The following is a 15,889-nucleotide window of genomic DNA, read 5'->3' as shown; positions in this document are numbered from 1 at the left end:
TTCCCATGCCGTCGTTCGATATCGTTTCCGAGCTCAATGCCCACGAAGTGAGCAACGCCGTCGACCAGGCCAATCGCGAGGTTGGTACGCGCTTCGACTTCAAAGGCACCGATGCGAAGTTCGAGCTGAAAGACCTGGTCATTACACTGACGGCCAAGGCGGAATTCCAGCTCAAGCAGATGCTCGACATCTTGATGCTCAAGCTGTCCAAGCGCGGCATCGACGTTGCCTGCACCAAGGTCGACCCGCCAGTGGTGCTCGGGCAGACGGCACGGCAGGTCGTGACGCTGCGCGAAGGCATCGACAGCGAGCTGGGCAAGAAGCTGCAGCGGCTGATCAAGGATTCGAAGCTGAAAGTGCAGGCCGCGATTCAGGACAAGCAGGTGCGCGTCAGCGGCAAGAGCCGCGACGACCTGCAGGAAGCGATTCGCCTGGTGCGCAACGCCAAGTTCGACATGCCGCTGCAGTTCACGAACTTCAGGGATTGATCGACCGCTTCGGCTCGGCAGCCGCGGCTGCCGAAACCTCTGGATACGAGTGCCAGTCCTTGCCGACGATGAGACGTGCTCCGCGGCCGAATGTCATGTACGACCAGGCCCAGTGCACGAGCACCGACAATCGGTTGCGAAAGCCGCTCAGCCGGTAGACGTGCACCAGCAGCCAGAACCACCACGCCGCCACGCCTGTCAGCTTCAAGCCGCGAAACTCGCTGATCGCGCGGCTGCGGCCGATGGTCGCCATCTGTCCCAGGTCCACATACTTGAACGGCGGGCGCGGAGCCGGCGCACGATTGCGAATTTCTTTCTTGATGATGTCGGCGGCGTAGATGCCTTGTTGCATGGCGACCAGCGCCACGCCGGGCAACGGTTTGCCATTCGCGCCTTCGCGACTCGACATGTCACCCAGCACGAACACTTCGGGATGACCTTCGATGGTGAGATCCGGCCCGGTGATCACGCGCCCGGCTTGGTCAATCGGAACCCCTAGCGATCGGCCAATGTCCGCAGCACGCACGCCAGCTGCCCACAGCACAGTGGCTGCAGCGATCTTTTCGTTACCGACAACAACGCCAACATCGGTTACATCAGTGACGCGCGCTCCCGTCCAGACCTGCACGCCCAACGATTCCAGATCGCGCATGGCTCGCGCCGCGAGCCGGTCGTCGAAGCTGGTGAGAATTCGGGGTCCGGCTTCGACCAGGATTACTCGGGTCTGGCGTGGATCGATGCTGCGAAAATCGCGAGCGAGCGTGTAACGACTCATCTCGCCGATGGCACCCGCGAGCTCGACGCCCGTCGGGCCGCCGCCGATGACAATGAATGTGAGCTGACGCCGCCGCTCTTCGGGATTCGACTCGCGCTCGGCGGTCTCGAACGCCTCCAGCACACGACGGCGGATTTCGGTGGCTTGCGGCAGCGTCTTGAGCCCGGGCGCGTTCGTTTCCCACTCCTCGTGGCCGAAGTACGCATGCTGAGCGCCGCAGCCGAGCAGCAGGTAGTCGTAGCCGATCTCGCCGATGTCGGTGATGACTTTTCGGTTCGCGGTATCGACCCTTTCCGCAGTCGCTTTCAGAACGCGAATGTTGCGATAACGAGCCAGCAGACTGCGGATGGGCACGGCGATGTCGGCCGGACTGAGGGCGGCCATCGCGACTTGATACAACAATGGCTGGAACAGGTGATGATTTTCGCGATCCAGTACCGTCACCGCGATGCCGTCGATGTTCCCCAGGCGTTTCGCGGCATTCAGGCCGGCAAATCCGGCACCCACGATCACGACCTGCTTCGCGGTCATTGTGCCGAAGCCTCGCCAACGTCCAATGCGCTCTGCCGCGGCTCGATGTAGCTGGCCGCCCATTCGACAACGGGGGCCACTCGAGGAGAGACCAGCCGCAGCGCTTCGGCTCGATTCACCCAGCGATACTCATTGTGCTCGGCGCGACCGAGCGCCTCGATCACCGGCAACGTCACTTCAGCGGTGCGCGTCTTGGCCAGGTAGTAACGGGCGACCTTGCCGCGGCTGTAAGGATTGGTCTGGGTGTACACCTCGCCCCAGGCGAACTCGAGGTCCTCGATCAGGGTCTCTTCGCGCACCTCGCGAATCGCCGCCGCCAGCGGCTCCTCGCCGGGCTCGACCATGCCCTTGGGAAAATCCCAATGGTTGTAGGCCCGCAGCAGGAGGTAAAGCCAACCCTCGTGAGTTTCACGAATCACGACCACGCCGGCGGACAATCTCGTGGGGCGAGGGGGCATGGAAGGGAGTATAGCTGCGCGGCCGGACTAAATCTCCGGAGTCGAGCCGCAGCGGACGGGTCCGCTGCAGCCCGGTTACCGAGCGATCGACGTGATATTCAAGCCGCGGCTTGATACTCCAGCACGCCGGCGACCGCGTGAATGACCGACGCGATCCGCACCGCGCTCTGAATCTGCTCGCGGCTGATCCCACCCTCGCGCAGCTTCTTCTCGTGCGAGGTGATGCACATGCCGCAGCCATTGACGGCCGACACTGCCAGCGACAGCAACTCGAAATCGAGCTTGTCGATGCCCGGGTTGCCGATGATGTTCATGCGCAGCCGGGCCGGCATGGTCGAATACTCGCCGTCTTCCACCAGGTGCAGAAAGCGGTAATAGATGTTGTTCATACCCATGATGGCAGCCGCGGCGCGTGCGCCGTTGACATAGGCATCATCCAGGTACGCCTTGGCCCAAGCCTCGATGGCCTGAGTAAACTGCGGGTTGCGGGCAGCGATCGCGGTGGACAGCGCCACGGCGGCGATCTGCTTTTCGCTCAAGCCAGGCGCGCCCTGGGGCGTCAGCACGCTGCCAATATTGAGCTTCAGATCGCGCGCGTAATCCGGCAGCTGATCACGGATCGTTTCGAGAGACATTGCCGAACCTCCACAAGTTGGAATCGAACCCGAGAGCTTCGGGCTGTGCGACACCGGCGCGGACAACTCCGCGCCGGCGTCCACATCAATCAACGAATCACATCAATCGAGGAATAAAGTGCTTGGCGCGCGAAGGCTCAGGCAGCCTTCAGCGTGTCGTCGCCCTTCTTCCAGTTGCAGGGGCACAGCTCGTCGGTCTGCAGCGCATCGAGCACGCGCAGCACTTCCTGCGGGCTACGGCCGACGTTCAAGTCGGTGACGTATACGAAGCGGATCACGCCCTGCGGATCGACGATGTACGTGGCACGCTGGGCCACACCGGCTTCCTCATCGAGCACACCGAGCGCAGTGGTCAGCTCGCGCTTGATGTCCGAGAGCATCGGGAACGGCAGGTCGCGCAGCTCTTCCTTGTCCTTGCGCCAGGCAAGGTGCACGAACTCCGAATCGGTGCTGACGCCGTACACGACAGCATCGCGGTCGTTGAACTCCTTGTTCAACTTGCCGAACGCGGCGATCTCGGTCGGGCAGACGAACGTGAAGTCCTTCGGCCAGAAGAACACGACCTTCCACTTGCCGGGGGCGCTGTCCGAATTGAACGGCTGGAACGCATTGTTCAGATCGTTCGACACCACGCCGGTCAGCGAGAACTGCGGGAATTTTTGTCCGATACCTAACATGTAGAATCCTCCATCAACTGAATTGGCGCTGGCTTGTGGCTGGGCGCGGTAGAGAAGACGTGCCCGGGACCGCTGCGAACGTCAGTACCTGGGCGACGGATGCAATTATGCGGGCCGGGCCTGGGATCACCAATCGATTGTTCGAGCAATTTTGATAGACTACGCCTATGAGGCAGAATCATCCCTTCCAGGCTCATTCCGGGTGACTCACGCATGAACCTGCGCGATCTGCGTTACTTCGTGGCCCTGGCCGACACCAAGCACTTCGGCAAAGCCGCCGAGCGCTGCTTCGTCAGTCAGCCGACGCTGTCGGCCCAGCTGAAGAAGCTGGAAAACTACCTCGGCGTGCAATTGATCGAGCGACAGCCGCGCCGCGTTACGCTGACGGAGACCGGCGCCAAGATCCTGCCGCTGGCCCGCCGCATCCTGCAGGAGAGCGACGAGATCATCTCGCTGGCCCGCAACGAACATGACCCCTTATCCGGCAGACTCAAGCTCGGACTGATCCCGACCATCGGCCCGTATCTGCTGCCGCTGGTGGCGCGCCGCCTGCGCAAGCAGTTGCCGCAATTGAAACTGATGTTGTACGAGTACCAAACCCAGCAGTTGCTGGAAAAACTACGCGAGGGCGACATCGAGGTTGCAATCCTGGCGCTGCCCGTGCCGATGGATGGCCTGGAGGCGCGCGAGCTGTATCACGAAGATTTCAAGGTCGCCGCGCCCAACAACCATCCGTTGGCGAAGAAGTCCAGCATCAAGCTGGACGATCTCGAGGGCGAGACCTTGCTGCTGCTGGAGGACGGCCACTGCCTGCGCGACCAGGCGCTCGACGTCTGCAGCCGTGTCGATGTCAAGGAGAACGAGGATTATCGCGCCACCAGCCTGGAAACCTTGCGGCAGATGGTGGCCGCCGGTCTCGGCATCACGCTGCTGCCGGATCTGGCAACGCGCGGTCCGTTCGGCTCCGGCCAGGGTCTCGCGGTCAAGGAATTCGCCCGGCCGGTTCCGACCCGCACCGTGGGTGCGGTCTGGCGCAAGAGCAGCTCGCGCACGCAAGCGATCGACGCGATGTGCGATGTCATCAAGACGACCATGAGCGAGAAGGCGTGAGTGGCAAGCGTGAATAAGTTGGTGGATACATGATCGAAGCGCGACGTACTCTCATCGTCACATTGCTATTTGCGCTCGTCGCTTCCGCATGCGGCCGGGGCGCGCGCGCACCCATCGCTGTCGAGGACGCTTGGGCCAACGCCACTCCGGCAGGCGCGACGGTTGCAGCCGTTTACATGCAGATCACGGCCCGGGAAGCGGATACGCTGCTTTCGGCGACCACCACCGTGGCGGACCACATCGAAATGCATACCAGCAGCGAAGAGAACGGCATGATGCAAATGCGCCCGCTGCCGGAGGTGCCACTGGCCGCGGGCAAGCCATTCACATTCGCGCCGGGCGGGGCGCATTTCATGTTGATCGGCCTGCGCCAACCGCTGCCGGCCGGCTTGCGCTTTCCCATGACCCTACGATTCCAGCATGCGCGGGCGGTAACCGTACAAGTCAAGGTCATTGAACCCGGCAGTCGTTAGGGGCGTTTAACATCGATGTCAAACGCGCCCGCCCACCCCAGCCCCGCAGATCTGCATGAAGACCAGATCATCGCGCTGCTGCGGTCCGGAGCGCATGCCGCACTGTTGAGCGCCTACTTCGGCGACGTTGAATATCGCGAGCTGGCGCAACTGGCGAAGATCGCCGCGACCCGCAGCAACGACAAGGGCGAAGTCGTGTTCGTGCTGCCCGGAATCATGGGATCGCGGCTCGGCTCGTTGCGGCGACGCAGCCCATCGCTGCTATGGCTGCACCCGATGGCCATTGCCCATGGCGGGCTATCGCAACTTGCACTGCCGGCAGGCAAGGCGCTGCGGGCGTTGGGCGTGATGCTGCCAGGTTATCTGAAGCTCAGACTGTCGTTGGAGATCGCAGGTTTCCGCCCGGTGTTTCATCCGTTCGACTGGCGCGCCGATCTGGAGACTTCGGCGCGCGCACTGTCGCGTTCAATCGCAAAATCCGGCGCCCGCAAGGTACACATCGTCGCGCATAGCATGGGCGGCCTGGTTGCCAGGATTGCGCTGGCGCACGATCGCGAACGCCGCATTGACCGGCTGGTTCAGCTGGGCGCGCCCAATCATGGATCGTTCGCACCGGTGCAGGCGCTGCGCGCCGTATATCCAACCGTTCGCAAGATTGCGGCGCTCGATCATCACAGCAGCGCTGAGCAACTGGCGCGCGCGGTTTTCCTGACGCTGCCGGGCTTGTATCAAATGCTGCCGTCGGTGCTGTCGCCCGATGAACCGAATCTGTTCGATCCGGCGCAGTGGCCCCAGGACGATCTGGCACCGGATGCGAAGATGCTGGCCCGTGCATACAGAGTCCGCAGCCGGATGCCGCCGCCAGATGAACGCTGCGCTGTCATCGTCGGCACGCATCAGCAGACCATAACGTCGGTGCGCGTATGCGACGACGACGGGTTCGAGTATTCGATCCGGCGCGATGGCGATGGCACCGTGCCGTTGTCACGCGCTGTCTGGGACGATGCCGAAACCTGGTTCGTTCAGGAGACTCATGGCGGGCTCACCAATAACAATGAGGTCGTGGCGGCGGTCAGCGCGATCCTGAAAGAAGGACGGACGTCTCGCCTGTCGAGAACACGTCCCAAGCCAGCCACGGACGTCGTGCGCACGGTCACCGATGCCGAGCTGCGGGCGTTCGTCACACACAAAGTGCATTGGGATCGACTGTCGTTGGACAGCCGCCGTCGCATCCTGGAACCGATCATTACCGCGGAGTTCATGAACCCCGCTGCGGTGGTGCCGCACACTTCTTAGGTGTACCCTTACCGGACCGATCGAAACAACCCCGCGTCGAACGAGTCTCGACGTGGCATTCGTCGTGATAGAGGGCTAAGTAGCGGTGCAACCAACCGATACTGGAAATCCTGACTATTATCATCGCGTCGTCGATTGCCAATGGGCCTGCCCGGCCCACACTGACGTTCCCGAATACATTCGCTTGATCGCGCAGGGCCAGTTCACGGCCGCGTACCTCGTCAATCGCGAGTCCAATGTGTTCCCGGGCATTCTCGGGCGGGTGTGCGATCGTCCTTGCGAGCCGGCCTGTCGCCGCGGCCGGGTCGAAGCCCCGCCCGACAACCAGCCGGTCGCCATCTGCCGCTTGAAGCGCGTCGCCGCCGATCATCGCGATGACGTGCGCGAGCTGCTGCCCAAGGCGCCGGCCCGCAAGAACGGCAAACGCATCGCCTGCATCGGTGCCGGACCGGCGTCGCTCACCGTCGCCAACGATCTCATGCCGCTGGGCTACGAAGTCACGATATTCGAAAAATGGCGCACGCCCGGCGGCCTCATGCGCACCAATATTCCGTCGTTCCGTCTGCCGGAGCGCGTGCTGGCCGAGGAGATCGGCTACATCATCGATTTGGGGGTGGACCTGCGCCTGGACTCACCGGTGACGAGCTTGAAACAGCTGCTCGCCACCGGTGAGTTCGACGCGGTCTTCGTGGGCAGCGGCGCACCCAAGGGCAAAGACCTCAACCTGCCCGGCCGCAAGGAGCCGGCAGCAGCGCCGCACATTCATATCGGTATCGACTGGCTCGAGTCGGTAGCGTTCAACCACATCGAGACCATCGGCCGCCGCGTGCTGATCATCGGCGTGGGCAACACCGCGATGGATTGTTGCCGCACCTCGCTGCGCCTCGGCGCCGAGGATGTGAAGGTCATGGCTCGCAAGCCGCGCGGCTTCTTCAAGGCGTCCGAATGGGAACTGGAAGATGCCGAAGCCGAGAATGTCGAGATCGTCGTCAATCACGCGCCGAAGGCATTTGTGATCGAGCACGGCAAGCTCACCGGCATGCGCTTCGACGTGATGGAATACGACCTGGACGCCAGGGGGCGCATCGTCGGCGAGCGTGTCGCCGGAGAAAAAACCTTCCCCTGCGACGACGTGATCCTGGCCATTGGCCAGGAGAATGCGTTTCCCTGGATCGAAAACGACTTGGGCATCGAGTTCGACCAGTGGCACGTGCCGAAGGTCGACCCGATCACCTTCCAGTCCACCCGGCCCAACGTGTTTTTCGGCGGCGACGCCGCGTTCGGCCCCAAGAACATCATCTGGGCGGTGGAGCACGGGCACCAGGCGGCAATTTCGCTGCACAGATATTGTCAGGGTCAGGATGTGACGCAGCGGCCGCCGCGTAGACTGAATCTGTCCAGCCGCAAGATGGGCCTGCACGAATGGGCCTACAAGAACGACTACAACCCGTTGGAGCGGCGCCTGATGCCGCACGTGGATTTGAAGGAGCGCTTCAAGAAGATCGATATCGAAGTCGAGCTGGGCTTCACCGCCGAGCAGGCCGCCGCCGAGGTGCAACGCTGCCTGAATTGCGACGTGCAGACGGTGTTCGACGCCAGGCTTTGTATCGAATGCGATGCGTGCATCGATATCTGCCCGGTCGACTGCCTGACCATGACTGTGAACGGCACCGAGACCGAGCTGCGCCAGCGCCTGAAAGCGCCTTCCCTGCGTGTCACTCAGCCGCTGTTTGTTTCGGCTCCGCTGCAACATACGGCGCGTGTCATGGTCAAAGATGAAGATGTCTGCGTACATTGCGGACTGTGCGCCGAACGCTGCCCGACAGCGGCGTGGGATATGCAGAAATCCAAAATCCGCATTCCTTATGCGAGCGACGAGACCCCTCCATGCAGTACGCCTCAACCACTCCAGCCGGCGGCTCTGTGCCCGAGCGCCTGAACGACTTCGTCATCAAGCTCGCCAACGTCAATGGCACCGGCTCGGCCAGTGCCAACTCGCTGTTGATGAAGTCGATCTTCCGGATGGGCATTCCGGTGATGGGCAAGAACTACTTTCCGTCCAACATCCAGGGCCTGCCCACCTGGTACGAGATACGCGTTTCGCGCGATGGCTACGTCGCACGCTCCGGCCGCATCGATTTCATGGTGGCGATGAACGCCGAAACCTATGCGAGGGACGTGAAGGAAGTCAGCTCCGGCGGCTATCTGCTCTATGACTCGACATGGCCGCGGCCCGCGCTGCTGAAACGCGACGACATCACGATCCTCGGCGTGCCATTGGCGCGCATCTGCAATGAAACATTCCAGGGCGTGCGCGCACGCATCCTGCTGAAGAACATCGTCTATGCCGGCGTGCTGGGCGCGCTGCTGGACATAGAGATCGACGTCATGCGCTCGCTGCTCGGCGATAGCTACGCCAACAAGAAGGCGCTGCTGGATTCGAACGTCAAGGCATTGGAGCTGGGCTACAACTACGCCAAGGAACATTTTCAATGTCCGCTGCCGTTGCGCGTGGCGCGCATGGACAAGACGGCGAATCACATCATGATCGATGGCAACACGGCGGCAGCACTGGGTTGTCTGTACGCGGGCGCAACGGTGGGCGCGTGGTACCCCATCACTCCGTCGACCTCCCTGATGGATGGCTTCAAGAGCTTTTGTCAGAAGTGGCGAGTCGATCCGGCCACCGGCAAGCGCAACTACGTCATCGTGCAATGTGAAGACGAGCTCGCCGCCATCGGGGCAGTGATCGGTGCGGCCTGGAACGGAGCGCGCTCGTTCACGCCGACCAGCGGGCCGGGTATTTCGTTGATGAACGAGTTCATCGGCCTCGCCTACTACGCCGAGGTGCCGGCGGTGATCTTCGACATTCAACGCGTCGGCCCGTCGACCGGCATGCCGACGCGGACTCAGCAATGCGATCTGCTGCTGGCAGCCTATGCGTCACACGGCGATACACGCCACGTGCTGCTGTTCCCGAACAGCCCCGAAGAGTGTTTCTACATGGCGATCCAGTCCTTCGATCTGGCGGAGCGGCTGCAGACGCCGGTGTTCGTCATGTCGGACCTGGATATCGGCATGAACGACTGGATGTGCCCGGACCTGAAATGGGACGACACCTACCAGCCGGATCGCGGCAAGGTGTTGAGCAGAGAGCAGATCGAGCAGTTGGACAAGTTCCATCGCTACTTCGACAAGGATGGGAACGGCATTCCCTATCGCACACTGCCGGGCACGCATCCCAAGGGGGCCTATTTCACTCGTGGCTCCGGCCACAATCAGTACGGCAGCTACACCGAAGACTCGACTGAATATCAGATCGTGCTGGACCGCCTGAAGCGCAAGTTCGACACGGCCAAGACACTGGTCCCGAAAGCCGTGTTCGACGGGCGCAATGGCACTGGCCTCGGCCTGGTTTCATTGGGCAGCTGTGACGGCGCGGTACGCGAGGCGTTGGATCTGCTGCGTCGACGTGGCGTTCAGATCGACTACATGCGCGTGAGGGCCTTCCCTTTCGGAGAGGAAGTCGAAGAATTCCTCGCGTCGCATTCGCACATCTTTGTGGTCGAGCAGAACCGCGATGCGCAGTTGCGCAGCCTGCTGACATTGGAAACGGCGGTAGAGAAATCCAAGCTGCATTCCATCCTGCACTACAGCGGCCTGCCGATCGCGTCGAGCCTGATCGCCGATGCTGTGCTGGCGGCAGCGCCCGAACAGCGCCTCGCCGTGGGAGGTAGATCATGAGTTTCATCGCCAAGCCCAAGGTGGCGCATCCCGGCCTGCCCAGGAACGAGCTGGGACTGACGCGGCGTGACTACGAAGGCGGCATGTCGACGTTGTGCGCCGGCTGCGGCCACGACTCCATTACCGCTGCGCTCGTGGAGGCCTGCTGGCAAATGTCGATGCGGCCCGAGCAACTGGTGAAGTTGTCGGGCATCGGCTGTTCCTCCAAGACCACGGCGTATTTCGTGAGCGGCGGCCACGGCTTCAACTCCGTGCACGGACGCATGCCATCGATCGCCACCGGCGCCATCGCGGCCAACAAGGATCTCTACTACATCGGCGTCTCGGGCGACGGCGACACGTTGTCGATCGGCTTCGGGCAGTTTGCGCACGCCATGCGGCGCAATCTCAACATGCTCTACATCATCGAGAACAACGGTGTGTACGGCCTGACCAAGGGGCAGTTCTCGGCCTCGGCCGACATCGGCAGCAAGGCCAAGAAGGGCGAGGAGAATCAGCAGCCGCCCATCGATCCGGTGCTCGCCGCGCTGACGCTCGGTGGCACCTTCGTGGCGCGCAGCTTCTCTGGCGACAAGGAACAGCTGGTGCCGCTGATCATCGCAGGGCTGAAACATCGAGGCTTCGCGCTGATCGATGTGCTGTCACCGTGCGTAACATTCAACGATCACGAAGGCTCGACCAAGAGTTACGAATTCGTGCGCGATCACTACGACGAAGTCGTGCATGCGGATCTCATTCCACCCGCTAGCGAAATCACCGCGCAATACGCCCAGGGCGACGCGACGCCCGTCACCTTGCACGATGGCACTCGCGTGATGCTACGAAAGCTGGACCCGTCATACGACCCGACTCACCGCGGCCGGGCTTACAACTACCTGCGCGACAAGCTGGCGCAAAACGAATTTGTCACCGGGTTGATCTACATCGAGGACGGTCGTCCGGATTTTCACGCCATGAACGGTACAACGGAGACTCCGGTGAACCAGCTGCCGTACGCTCACTTGTCTCCCGGAAACAAAGGTCTGGAAAAAATCCTCGCGCGCTATCGTTGAGCTGACGCAGGGGAACCCACCACCCCCCCTCCCAGACGGGAGGGGGTCAGTCTTTCCGGCGTAAGATTCAGTGAGCGCGGGGACAGCCCAAGAAGTCCCCGGCTACAACTCGAACAACACTTCCGACTTCTCGTAAACCTTACTGATCCGCTCGCCATCCCACACATAAGCCAGCGCCGCGGCAGCGACCGGGATGCTGACGGCCTGCGGCTTGAACGCGGCGATGCACTCGCCGCCTTCATGGCGCACGCTTCGATAGACCAGCCCCCAGTGACCTGCTTCTCGTAGCGGCTTCGCATACGCCTGGGACGTGCCGTAGTCGTCTGGTTCATGCAGATGATTGAAGCGGGGCCCGCGAATATCCATGAGCGGCTGCACCGGCCGGCCGACATACGCGCGCATGTCGATCTCGCAAGCGGGTTCGCTGGTGGCGGCGAGAAATTTGCCGCGGTGATAGGCAGTCTCGCGCACGGCGGTTTCCAGCGAGTGCGCGGCGTAATAGACGCCATAGCTGCCATCGCTGAACCGACTTGGAAATCCAATATGAGTGAATGCCGCCATCACCACGCTGGCACCGGGGCCGCGAACGCGATCCTCGTCGGGCATGACCGGGGCCTCGCCGCTTTCGTCTCGCAGACGGTCGTTGGTGAGGCTTTCGATGAACCAGCCCAGTTCCATCTGTCGGGCCGGCAGGATGTTTTCGAACACATTCACCGGCGGATGCCGGGAAGCGACGATGCGGTAGCTTTTTTGCCAGCGGAGCGTGACCGCGCGTGGCGCGGCCGTCATCCGCGCTGGGCGTCCAGATAGCGGCGCACATCGGCCAGGTCGACCACCCGGCCGGCGAGCATCTTCTCGAGCGCCGATTTGCCGCCGAAGCCATGCGCGCGGTTGGGCTTCTTCACCCAGCCATCGGCCATTTCCTGAGTGGGCAACAGAATGTGCAGCGCCTTGTAGATACCCATCACGTAGCTGATCCGTTCCAGGGTATCGGGGGACAGGCGGGCGCTGCGCTCGCTCTTCCATTTGAAGAAGGTCGAGCGGGGCGGCGAGCCCAATAGCACCCGCTCCTCCTCGGCACCCAACTGCCAGGCCGAGGTGATGTTGAAGAATGCCGTCAGGGCGGCGGAGCCCAACTCGTCGGGGTCGAAGCCAGCGTGTTCGAGACTGCGGGGCTGGAACATGGCAAAGTCCTCCAATGGAGTAATGCTTAAATTACTCCAATGCTGGACTGAATGCCATAGCAATGCTTCGGTCATGTGCAACTCCTCAATGCCGCCCGCAGACGGGCCAGCGCTCGGCCCGGGTGACGCGCCAGCTCGCGGGCAGCGATGCAGATCACGACATAGCCCATGTCGTTGAAAAATTTGAGGCGGGCGGCCCGGCGCCGGGCGGCGGCCGAGTCCTCGGCCAGCGTTTCTGAGGGTGCCAGCTCGACGATCAATGATTGCCGGGGAAACAGATACTCGACCACGAACGGGCCGATTTCGCACTGGCGGCTCAGGGGAAAGCCACGCAGCTCACGGGCCGCAAGCAACTCGGCGAGCGCTTGCTCGCTGGCGACGCGCTCCTTCGCGCTTCGATCCTTGAAGACTCCTGTCAGCATGGAGCGCAGCGTAGCGCCGCACTCCGGGGAAATCAGATCAATTGAGAGTGGATTTACCCAGAAATAGCCCCTCTCGCGCCACGTATTTTCAGGTAACCGGCTCTGCTATCGACGCCACAGACGGCAGACCGCCGCATTACGTTCAATCGGCGCGCCGACCCGACGATGTTTACCACCTTGCTGCATGCAGCGCGGATCGTGCGCCCACTGCAACGCGTACACCAGGGTGGGATCCAAGCTGGCATTGACCAATTCGCCCAACCGGCGAATGTGTGTGCCCCATCTCTGCGTGGTTCTCATAGCAACCTCGACATCACCTTCGATTCAGGAACGTTCCGCTGTCGTAGGCAGTTCCGCAGGCTCAGTCCCAAGGATCGGCACAAACCTGCCGCCATTGAGCGACAGAGTGCACAGAAGCGAACAATCGCACGCATCTTTTCCGACATGCGGATCAAGTCTCGAGCTACGCCTGCGCTTCGAGCTCGCGCAACCAGCCCCTGTAATCACGTGGCTTGGATGCGGCTATGATGCCGGTCCACCGACAACGAGCATCATTCGCTGCCACTGACCACAGGACCCATTGGGAAACGCGTTATGACTTCATCTCTGTTCGATCTCACCGGCAAAGTCGCGGTGATCACCGGCTCGAGCCGCGGCATCGGCCGCGCCATTGCGGAACGCATGGCCGAACATGGCGCCAAGGTCGTCGTCACCAGCCGCAAGCTCGACGCGTGCGAGGAAGTGGTGAAGGCCATCAGGGACAAGGGCGGCGAAGCGATCGCCCTCGCGTGCAACATCAGCCGCAAGGAAGATCTGCAAAGGCTGGTCGACGACACCATCGGACGTTGGGGCGGCATCGACGTGCTGGTGTGTAACGCCGCCGTCAATCCCTACTACGGCCCGTCCATCGACATGCCGGACGATGCATACGACAAGGTGATGAACAGCAACGTGCGCAGCAACTTCTGGTTGTGCAACATGGTGCTGCCGCAGATGGCGCAACGAGGCGGCGGCTCGGTCATCATCATTTCTTCCGTCGCCGGCTTGATGGGGGCCCCGACGCTCGGTGTGTATGGCTTGTCGAAGGCGGCGGACATGGCGCTGGCCCGGAATATCTGTGCCGAATGGGGCCCGAAGAACATTCGCGCCAATTGCATCGCGCCCGGTCTGATCCGCACCGACTTTGCGAGAACGCTATGGGAAGATCCGCAGGTCTACCAGCACACCGTCAAGGCTTATCCGCTGCGCCGTATCGGCGAGCCCGACGAGATCGCCGGCGCGGCAGTATTCCTGGCGGGACCCAGCGGCTCGTTCATGACCGGCCAGACCCTGGTGATCGATGGCGGCGGCCTCATCGGCCGCGACGGCTGAGCCGAGCTAGCTCTTGCTCCGGGGCACGAAGAAGAAGTCGCCGACTTCGTGCCCGGCGCCCTTGATGGACTTGAATTCGGGCGTCTGCACGAATTTGTTCTTCTGCGCGGCGACCTCCACCCGCTTGCGAATGCGGCTGAACAGCTCGGGGCTGGACAGAATGCCCTGGTTGTTCTCCAGCTCGTCGAGGAAGGCACGCGCAAACACCGAGTTGCCACCGCTGCCTTCATCCAGCACCGGCTTGTCGCCGCCAGATGCCAGCAACAGCCGCGAACGTTTCGGCAGCTTGAACTTGATGTAGTCCTGCGAATACGTGACCTTGTCGTTGAGGAACAAATAACTGGGATCGGTCGACAGCAACCCGGCGTAGCACGAATCCGCAACTACCAGCACGCGCCTCGCCGGCAGGCGGCCGAGATGGCCGGTGATCTGCTCGTTCGGCACCCAGAATGTATCTTTCGGCGGCGCGTCCGCATTCACCGGCAACCAATAGCCGGCTTCGTTCTTGCCACTCTGCAGTCGCGCGCCGTGGCCGGCGTAGTAGATGAGCAGATTGTCCTCGGGCTTGAGCACCGAGTTGAGATCGTTGAGGGCCTTCAACATGGTGATGTCGTTGGCATCCTCGAGAATGGAGACCGTGAAGCCATAGCGATCGGCCAGAATGCGGGCCGCGCGCGTGGCGTCGTACTTCGGCGTCTCCAGGCTCTCGATGCTCTGATAATTCTGGTTGCCGATGACGATGGCGTAGTAGCGCCCGAAGTTCATGCCGGCGAGAGTGCGCTCATCGGCGGTCGGCGGCAGCTGCACCAGCTCGGTCACGCCTTGCGGAGTCCGTGTTCTTGGAATGCCCGCCAGACGTTCGGTGCTCTTCTGCCGTTCGCCTTCGAGCTGCGCGATCCACTTCTTGAGCGCTTCGATCTCCTTGCTGCTGTTACTGGCGCTCTGTTCCGCCGCGGACTGCTTCGTCAGCTTGTCCTGCAGATCCTGCAACTGCTTCTGCAGCAGGCCGAGCTGCGCATCTTTTTCGGCGATGGCGGCATCGAGCTCTTTGCGCAATTCTTCCTGCTCGCGCTGCGCGGCGGACGTGAAGATGATGTTGTCCTCCGGCACACCCCACGCTTGTCGGTACAGATTCAGCGCCTTGAGCCCATCCTGCGGCACGCCGAGCCCCTGCTCGTACATGGTGCCGAGATTGAACAGCGCGCGAGCGTAGTTTTTGTCTGCTGCCTTCTGGTACCACTTCGCCGCGGCTTCATAGTCGGGCTCAACACCCAAGCCACGCTCGTAGATTTCGCCAACATTCGTCTGCGCCTCGAGGTCACCCGACTCGGCAGCCTGCATCCAGATGCGCAACGCGGATTGCAGATCGGCGCGATCGTATGCGACGTACTCACCGCCGCGAATCGAACATTCCGACGCGGTGGTGCGAATCGGCCGCCGCTGCGACAGGAAGCTGCGATTGCCGAGCTGGCGCACCTGCCCGGGCAGCAGGCAGTCGACGATCTCGAGATCCGAGCGCTTCACCATGCCTTTGGTCGCCGCCTTTTCGGCCTCGGAGGGCCCGGCAGCAGCAGCGATGACGAACAAGCTGGGTGCCAGCAGCACCACAAGTCGACCCAGATTCCTGGACAGGCGATGTGTCATGTCAGTTTTCCATCGGCCAATGCCGCCCT

The 15,889-nt window shown here is 62.2% G+C and carries 16 protein-coding genes; 8 read left to right on the top strand and 8 right to left on the bottom strand.

Annotation, left to right across the window (positions count from 1 at the left end; translation table 11 throughout):
• The first annotated feature begins 5 nt into the window (after window positions 1–5).
• Window positions 6–488: a YajQ family cyclic di-GMP-binding protein gene (locus VGE08_RS03580; RefSeq protein WP_331066482.1), complete on the top strand. Its 483-nt coding sequence runs from the start codon at window positions 6–8 to the stop codon at window positions 486–488.
• Here VGE08_RS03580 and VGE08_RS03575 read toward each other — a convergent pair.
• From VGE08_RS03575 to VGE08_RS03560, 4 genes are all read right to left on the bottom strand, one after another.
• Window positions 478–1,794, bottom strand: coding sequence for an NAD(P)/FAD-dependent oxidoreductase (locus VGE08_RS03575; RefSeq protein WP_331066481.1), 1,317 nt, complete (start codon window positions 1,792–1,794; stop codon window positions 478–480). The two genes, VGE08_RS03580 and VGE08_RS03575, sit on opposite strands and share 11 nt — an antisense overlap.
• Window positions 1,791–2,252, bottom strand: a complete 462-nt coding sequence (locus VGE08_RS03570) for an NUDIX domain-containing protein (RefSeq protein ID WP_331066480.1) — start codon at window positions 2,250–2,252, stop codon at window positions 1,791–1,793. The genes VGE08_RS03575 and VGE08_RS03570 overlap by 4 nt, the downstream gene beginning before the upstream one ends.
• A gap of 98 nt (window positions 2,253–2,350) precedes the next feature.
• Window positions 2,351–2,887 (bottom strand): carboxymuconolactone decarboxylase family protein, encoded by a 537-nt coding sequence (locus tag VGE08_RS03565; RefSeq protein WP_331066479.1) that lies wholly within the window; start codon window positions 2,885–2,887, stop codon window positions 2,351–2,353.
• 137 nt (window positions 2,888–3,024) lie between these two features.
• Complete coding sequence (locus VGE08_RS03560) at window positions 3,025–3,564, bottom strand: peroxiredoxin (protein WP_331066478.1); 540 nt, start codon at window positions 3,562–3,564, stop codon at window positions 3,025–3,027.
• A 213-nt stretch (window positions 3,565–3,777) separates the two neighbouring features.
• On the opposite strand from VGE08_RS03560, the gene VGE08_RS03555 reads away from it, so the two are divergent.
• The 6 genes from VGE08_RS03555 (at window position 3,778) to VGE08_RS03530 (ending at window position 11,239) form a co-directional block, all read left to right on the top strand.
• Window positions 3,778–4,674, top strand: coding sequence for a LysR substrate-binding domain-containing protein (locus tag VGE08_RS03555; RefSeq protein ID WP_331066477.1), 897 nt, complete (start codon window positions 3,778–3,780; stop codon window positions 4,672–4,674).
• A 29-nt stretch (window positions 4,675–4,703) separates the two neighbouring features.
• Window positions 4,704–5,147 carry a copper chaperone PCu(A)C gene (locus VGE08_RS03550; protein WP_331066476.1) on the top strand — a complete coding sequence of 148 codons (444 nt, stop codon included), beginning with the start codon at window positions 4,704–4,706 and terminating at the stop codon, window positions 5,145–5,147.
• A 15-nt stretch (window positions 5,148–5,162) separates the two neighbouring features.
• A complete protein-coding gene (locus VGE08_RS03545; protein ID WP_331066475.1) occupies window positions 5,163–6,443 on the top strand; it encodes a lipase family alpha/beta hydrolase in 1,281 nt (426 codons plus the stop codon).
• An 85-nt stretch (window positions 6,444–6,528) separates the two neighbouring features.
• A complete protein-coding gene (locus VGE08_RS03540; RefSeq protein WP_331066474.1) occupies window positions 6,529–8,382 on the top strand; it encodes an FAD-dependent oxidoreductase in 1,854 nt (617 codons plus the stop codon).
• Window positions 8,331–10,187 carry a 2-oxoacid:acceptor oxidoreductase subunit alpha gene (locus tag VGE08_RS03535; RefSeq protein ID WP_331066473.1) on the top strand — a complete coding sequence of 619 codons (1,857 nt, stop codon included), beginning with the start codon at window positions 8,331–8,333 and terminating at the stop codon, window positions 10,185–10,187. The genes VGE08_RS03540 and VGE08_RS03535 overlap by 52 nt, the downstream gene beginning before the upstream one ends.
• Window positions 10,184–11,239 (top strand): 2-oxoacid:ferredoxin oxidoreductase subunit beta, encoded by a 1,056-nt coding sequence (locus VGE08_RS03530; protein WP_331066472.1) that lies wholly within the window; start codon window positions 10,184–10,186, stop codon window positions 11,237–11,239. Before VGE08_RS03535 ends, VGE08_RS03530 begins: the two co-directional genes overlap by 4 nt.
• A 102-nt stretch (window positions 11,240–11,341) precedes the next feature.
• On the opposite strand, the gene VGE08_RS03525 is transcribed toward VGE08_RS03530, so the two are convergent.
• The 3 genes from VGE08_RS03525 to VGE08_RS03515 form a co-directional block, all read right to left on the bottom strand.
• Complete coding sequence (locus VGE08_RS03525) at window positions 11,342–12,028, bottom strand: RES family NAD+ phosphorylase (protein WP_331066471.1); 687 nt, start codon at window positions 12,026–12,028, stop codon at window positions 11,342–11,344.
• A complete protein-coding gene (locus VGE08_RS03520) occupies window positions 12,025–12,423 on the bottom strand; it encodes an MbcA/ParS/Xre antitoxin family protein (RefSeq protein WP_349258616.1) in 399 nt (132 codons plus the stop codon). The genes VGE08_RS03525 and VGE08_RS03520 overlap by 4 nt, the downstream gene beginning before the upstream one ends.
• 71 nt (window positions 12,424–12,494) lie before the next feature.
• Window positions 12,495–12,845, bottom strand: a complete 351-nt coding sequence (locus VGE08_RS03515) for a DUF559 domain-containing protein (RefSeq protein WP_331066469.1) — start codon at window positions 12,843–12,845, stop codon at window positions 12,495–12,497.
• A 594-nt stretch (window positions 12,846–13,439) separates the two neighbouring features.
• Between VGE08_RS03515 and VGE08_RS03510 the strand changes: the two genes are divergently transcribed.
• Window positions 13,440–14,216, top strand: coding sequence for an SDR family oxidoreductase (locus VGE08_RS03510; RefSeq protein ID WP_331066468.1), 777 nt, complete (start codon window positions 13,440–13,442; stop codon window positions 14,214–14,216).
• Between the two features lie 6 nt (window positions 14,217–14,222).
• Here the strand turns inward: VGE08_RS03510 and VGE08_RS03505 are convergent, their stop codons facing one another.
• On the bottom strand, window positions 14,223–15,860 hold the full coding sequence (locus VGE08_RS03505; RefSeq protein ID WP_331066467.1) for a caspase family protein: 1,638 nt from the start codon (window positions 15,858–15,860) through the stop codon (window positions 14,223–14,225).
• Window positions 15,861–15,889: the final 29 nt, after the last annotated feature.

The organism is Steroidobacter sp. (genome assembly GCF_036406195.1).
Lineage (GTDB): Bacteria > Pseudomonadota > Gammaproteobacteria > Steroidobacterales > Steroidobacteraceae > Steroidobacter.
Note: the sequence above shows the minus strand (reverse complement) of the source record. Positions and strands in the feature narration are given on the sequence as shown.

Coding starts and splice junctions, on each gene's coding strand:
- VGE08_RS03580 (WP_331066482.1), top strand. CDS start 6: ATGCCGTCGTTCGATATCGTTTCCGAGCTCAATGCCCACGAAGTGAGC.
- VGE08_RS03575 (WP_331066481.1), bottom strand. CDS start 1,794: ATGACCGCGAAGCAGGTCGTGATCGTGGGTGCCGGATTTGCCGGCCTG.
- VGE08_RS03570 (WP_331066480.1), bottom strand. CDS start 2,252: ATGCCCCCTCGCCCCACGAGATTGTCCGCCGGCGTGGTCGTGATTCGT.
- VGE08_RS03565 (WP_331066479.1), bottom strand. CDS start 2,887: ATGTCTCTCGAAACGATCCGTGATCAGCTGCCGGATTACGCGCGCGAT.
- VGE08_RS03560 (WP_331066478.1), bottom strand. CDS start 3,564: ATGTTAGGTATCGGACAAAAATTCCCGCAGTTCTCGCTGACCGGCGTG.
- VGE08_RS03555 (WP_331066477.1), top strand. CDS start 3,778: ATGAACCTGCGCGATCTGCGTTACTTCGTGGCCCTGGCCGACACCAAG.
- VGE08_RS03550 (WP_331066476.1), top strand. CDS start 4,704: ATGATCGAAGCGCGACGTACTCTCATCGTCACATTGCTATTTGCGCTC.
- VGE08_RS03545 (WP_331066475.1), top strand. CDS start 5,163: ATGTCAAACGCGCCCGCCCACCCCAGCCCCGCAGATCTGCATGAAGAC.
- VGE08_RS03535 (WP_331066473.1), top strand. CDS start 8,331: ATGCAGTACGCCTCAACCACTCCAGCCGGCGGCTCTGTGCCCGAGCGC.
- VGE08_RS03530 (WP_331066472.1), top strand. CDS start 10,184: ATGAGTTTCATCGCCAAGCCCAAGGTGGCGCATCCCGGCCTGCCCAGG.
- VGE08_RS03525 (WP_331066471.1), bottom strand. CDS start 12,028: ATGACGGCCGCGCCACGCGCGGTCACGCTCCGCTGGCAAAAAAGCTAC.
- VGE08_RS03520 (WP_349258616.1), bottom strand. CDS start 12,423: ATGTTCCAGCCCCGCAGTCTCGAACACGCTGGCTTCGACCCCGACGAG.
- VGE08_RS03515 (WP_331066469.1), bottom strand. CDS start 12,845: ATGCTGACAGGAGTCTTCAAGGATCGAAGCGCGAAGGAGCGCGTCGCC.
- VGE08_RS03510 (WP_331066468.1), top strand. CDS start 13,440: ATGACTTCATCTCTGTTCGATCTCACCGGCAAAGTCGCGGTGATCACC.
- VGE08_RS03505 (WP_331066467.1), bottom strand. CDS start 15,860: ATGACACATCGCCTGTCCAGGAATCTGGGTCGACTTGTGGTGCTGCTG.